5 protein-coding genes are annotated in these 4,390 nt (G+C 66.9%); all 5 read left to right on the forward strand.

Going from position 1 to position 4,390, the window contains the following annotated elements:
* Positions 1-959 (forward strand): glutamate--cysteine ligase (gene gshA, locus JMF90_RS25960; protein WP_201325599.1); only part of this gene is annotated, 959 nt, incomplete at its 5' end.
* A gap of 27 nt (positions 960-986) precedes the next feature.
* Complete coding sequence (gene gshB, locus JMF90_RS25965; protein WP_054928066.1) at positions 987-1,943, forward strand: glutathione synthase; 957 nt, start codon at positions 987-989, stop codon at positions 1,941-1,943.
* 237 nt (positions 1,944-2,180) lie between these two features.
* Complete coding sequence (locus JMF90_RS25970) at positions 2,181-2,651, forward strand: PTS sugar transporter subunit IIA (RefSeq protein ID WP_006477715.1); 471 nt, start codon at positions 2,181-2,183, stop codon at positions 2,649-2,651.
* Between the two features lie 67 nt (positions 2,652-2,718).
* Positions 2,719-2,988: an HPr family phosphocarrier protein gene (locus tag JMF90_RS25975; RefSeq protein ID WP_006477716.1), complete on the forward strand. Its 270-nt coding sequence runs from the start codon at positions 2,719-2,721 to the stop codon at positions 2,986-2,988.
* A gap of 201 nt (positions 2,989-3,189) precedes the next feature.
* On the forward strand, positions 3,190-4,390 hold a 1,201-nt coding region (locus JMF90_RS25980; RefSeq protein WP_201325600.1), incomplete at its 3' end, for a phosphoenolpyruvate--protein phosphotransferase.

Genomic DNA, 4,390 nt, shown 5'->3' on the forward strand with positions numbered 1-4,390 from the left:
AAAACGTCGCGCGCCTCGCGACGATCATGCGCCAGGCCGGCCTGAACGTGCGCTTCGGCTCGCTCGACCCGAGCATCACCGACATGACGCCGATCACGCTGGCCGACGGCCAGAAGATCGTGCTCGAGCCGCTCGAGCGTTCGCAGCGCCGCCTCGGCCTGAAGAATTTCGATCCGTGCTCGATCCTGCTGAACAACGACCTGTCGGCCGGCATTCCGGCCGTGCTGGAGAACCTGCACGAGCAGTACCTGCTGCCGCCGCTGCACGCGGGCTGGGCCGTGCGCCGCAAGTCGACGCATTTCTCGTGCTACGACGACGTCGCGAAGAAGTTCGCGAAGATGGTCGGCGTCGATCCGTGGATGGTGAATCCGTATTTCGCGCACGTGGAAGGCGTCGACTGGCAGGCGCATGAAGGCGAGCAGGCGCTCGCCGACGCGATCGACGGCGTGCTGAAGAAGATCGCGCGCAAGTATCGCGAATACGGGATCAGCGAGAAGCCGTACGTCGTCGTGAAGGCCGACGCGGGCACCGCGGGCCGTGGCGTGATGACCGTGCACGACGCGGCGGAGATCGGCCGCATGACGAAGGCCGAGCGCGCGCAGATGGCCGAATCGAAAGCCGGCCTCGCGGTGCGCGACGTGATCGTGCAGGAAGGCGTCTACACGTTCGAGCGCGTCGGCGACGAAGTGGCCGAGCCCGTCGTGTACATGATCGACCGCTACGTGGTCGGCGGCTTCTACCGCACGCACGGCGGCCGCGAGCGCGACCAGAACCTGAACGCGCCCGGCATGCACTACGTGCCGCTCGGCTTCGAGCACACCGCGCTGCCGGATGCAGGCGCCAAGCCGGGCGCCGCGCCGCCGAACCGTTTCTACATGTACGGCGTCGTCGCGCGGCTGTCGCTGATCGCGTCGTCGATCGAACTGGAAAAGACCGATCCCGAAGCCATCCAGGTGTAACGGACCTTCGCTACGTACAGGACCCGCATGGACATTCTTTTTATCGCCGACCCGCTCGAGCATTTCAAGATCTACAAGGATTCGACCTACGCGATGATGGCGGAGGCCGCCCGGCGCGGGCATGCGGTGTACGCGTGCGAGCCGCGCCATCTCGCCTGGACGGGCTCGGCCGTCGAGGCCGACGTGCGGCGCATCACGTTCGTCGGCGAGCTGGACGACCTGCATCGCGACATCTGGTTCGAAGCGGGCCCGGTCGACGCGCGCCGTCTCGAATCGTTCGGCGCGGTGCTGATGCGCAAGGACCCGCCGTTCGACATGGAGTACGTGACGTCGACGTGGCTGCTCGAGCTGGCCGAGCGTGCGGGTGCGCGCGTGTTCAACAAGGCGCAGTCGATCCGCGACCATTCGGAGAAGCTCGCGATCGGCGAGTTTCCGCAGTTCGTCGCACCGACGCTCGTCACGCGCGACGCGAAACGGTTGCGCGCGTTCCACGCCGAGCATGGCGACGTGATCCTGAAGCCGCTAGACGGAATGGGCGGGATGGGCGTGTTCCGCGTGAAGCCGGACGGCATGAACCTCGGCTCGATCGTCGAGATGCTGAGCCACGACGGCACGCGCTCGGTGATGGCGCAGAAGTTCATTCCCGAGATCAAGGCCGGCGACAAGCGCATCCTGCTGATCGGCGGCGAGCCGGTGCCGTATTCGCTCGCGCGGATTCCGCAGGGCAGCGAGGTGCGCGGCAATCTCGCCGCGGGCGGGCTCGGCGTCGCGCAGCCGCTGACGACCCGCGACCGCGAGATCGCCGACACGCTCGGGCCCGTGCTGGCGTCGCGCGGGCTGCTGCTGGTCGGGCTCGACGCGATTGGCGACTGGCTGACCGAGGTGAACGTCACGAGCCCGACGTGCTTCCGCGAGATCATGGAGCAGACGGGCTTCGACGTCGCCGCGATGTTCATTGACGCGCTGGAGCGCGCGGCCGCGTAGGCCCGACCCGTTTCCCGCGCAACCCCGGCGGCGGCCGCGCAGGTCCCCCGTCGCCGGAGCAGCTTGACCGGCCTGCTACAATGCCCGCTTGCCCGGTGCCGTGATCGGCGCACCGAAGGCCCGGCGGTCGGGCCGACACTGTTGCAAGGCTGAACATGAAACGTTCTCCACACTCGCTACGCTCATTGCCCCGCCGCGGGGTATCGGCCCGCCAGGGGCGGCCGGGAGCGATCTGACATGGCCGGAATCCTGATCATCGCGCACGCTCCGCTCGCCACCGCGCTGCGGGACTGCATCGCGCACATCTACGGCGGCGTGCCCGCCCGCATCGGCTGCATCGACGTGACGGCGGACAGCGATCCGGCCCAGGTGATGGCCTTCGCGCACGCGGAACTCGCGCGGCTCAAGGAAGAGAACGGCGTGGTCGTGCTGACCGACATGTACGGCGCGACGCCCGCGAACATCGCGGGCCAGCTCGCGAAGCTCGACAACGTGCGCGTGCTGGCCGGCGTGAACCTGCCGATGCTCGTGCGGGCCGTCTGCTACCGCACCGTGCCGCTCGACAAGCTGGTCGACAAGGCGCTGTCCGGCGGCGCGAAGGGTGTCCACGAGGTGTCGGCCGGCACGCCGCCGCCGCCGTCGGAGACCGGCTGCGGCCAGTGCGCGCCGATTCCGCCCGAACCGCAGCCGCGCACCGAATCGCACTGACCGCTCCGTTTTAGACTGACCCGCCGACGCCCGTCGCCGGCGGCCTCGACCGACCCGACCGAGAATCATGCTTCAACAAGAAACCACCATCGTCAATAAATTGGGGCTCCATGCGCGCGCATCGGCCAAGCTTACGCAACTGGCCGGCAACTTCCAGTCGGAAGTCTGGATGACACGCAACGGGCGCAAGATCAATGCGAAGAGCATCATGGGCGTGATGATGCTGGCGGCCGGCATCGGCAGCACCGTGACGATCGAGACGGAAGGGCCCGACGAGCGGGAAGCGATGGATGCGCTGCTGAAGCTGATCGCCGACAAGTTCGGCGAAGGCCAGTGATCGCCACGCGGAATCATTGCCGTTTCCAGTCAGAATGCCGCGGATGTCGCGGCATTTTTTTCGTCGGAAGCATTGATGCGGAATGCGCAATGCTGCGCTGCATGCAGTCAGCAGGGAGTCGCGGAATTTATAATCGCTAACCGGGGTCATAAGCGCATCGCAGCAGTGTGCCGCGGCTTTACTTGTACAGAGGAGGTGCGCGTGTCCTTCACGCTGCATGGCATTCCCGTCTCACGAGGTATCGCGATCGGGCGAGCGTATCTGATCGCGCCGGCGGCGCTCGACGTCGCCCATTACCTGATCGAGGCCAACCGGACCGACGCCGAAGTGGAGCGATTCCGCACGGCGCTCGACGTCGTGCGCCGCGAGCTCGAAGCGCTGCGCGCCGACCTGACCGACGATACCCCGAGCGAAGTCGGTGCATTCATCGACGTCCACACGATGATCCTGAGCGACGAGATGCTCGTGCAGGAAACCATCGACCTGATCCGCACGCGCCGCTACAACGTCGAATGGGCGCTGACCGAGCAGCTCGAACTGCTGACGCGCCATTTCGACGACATCGAGGACGAATACCTGCGCGAGCGCAAGGCCGACATCGAGCAGGTGGTCGAGCGCGTGCTGAAGGCGCTCGCCGGTGCGCCGTCCGCGTCGCAGGCGCTTGACGGCGCGGCCAGGAACGGCACGAACGACATGATCGTCGTCGCGCACGACATCGCGCCGGCCGACATGATGCAGTTCAAGACGCAGTCGTTCCAGGCGTTCGTCACCGATCTCGGCGGACGCACGTCGCACACGGCGATCGTCGCGCGCAGCCTCGGCATTCCGGCCGCGGTCGGCGTGCAGCATGCGAGTTCGCTGATCCGCCAGGACGACCTGATCATCGTCGACGGCGACCAGGGCATCGTGATCGTCGATCCGGCGCCGATCGTCCTCGAGGAATATTCGTACCGCCAGTCCGAGAAGCTGCTGGAGCAACGCAAGCTGCAGCGCCTGAAGTTCTCGCCGACGCAAACGCTGTGCGGCACGAAGATCGACCTGTACGCGAACATCGAGCTGCCCGACGACGCGAAGGCGGCCGTCGAGGCCGGCGCGGTCGGCGTCGGCCTGTTCCGCTCCGAGTTCCTGTTCATGCACGAGAAGGAGATGCCGGAAGAGGAGGAGCAGTTCGCCGCGTACAAGCGGGCCGTCGAGTGGATGAAGGGCATGCCGGTGACGATCCGCACGATCGACGTCGGCGCCGACAAACCGCTCGAGGCGCTCGACGAAGGCTACGAAACGGCGCCGAACCCGGCGCTCGGGCTGCGCGCGATCCGCTGGAGCCTGTCCGAGCCGCAGATGTTCCTCACGCAGTTGCGCGCGATCCTGCGCGCGTCCGCGTTCGGCCAGGTGAAGATCCTGA

This window comes from Burkholderia sp. E168m23 (genome assembly GCF_016586125.1).
Taxonomy (GTDB): Bacteria; Pseudomonadota; Gammaproteobacteria; order Burkholderiales; family Burkholderiaceae; genus Burkholderia; species Burkholderia orbicola.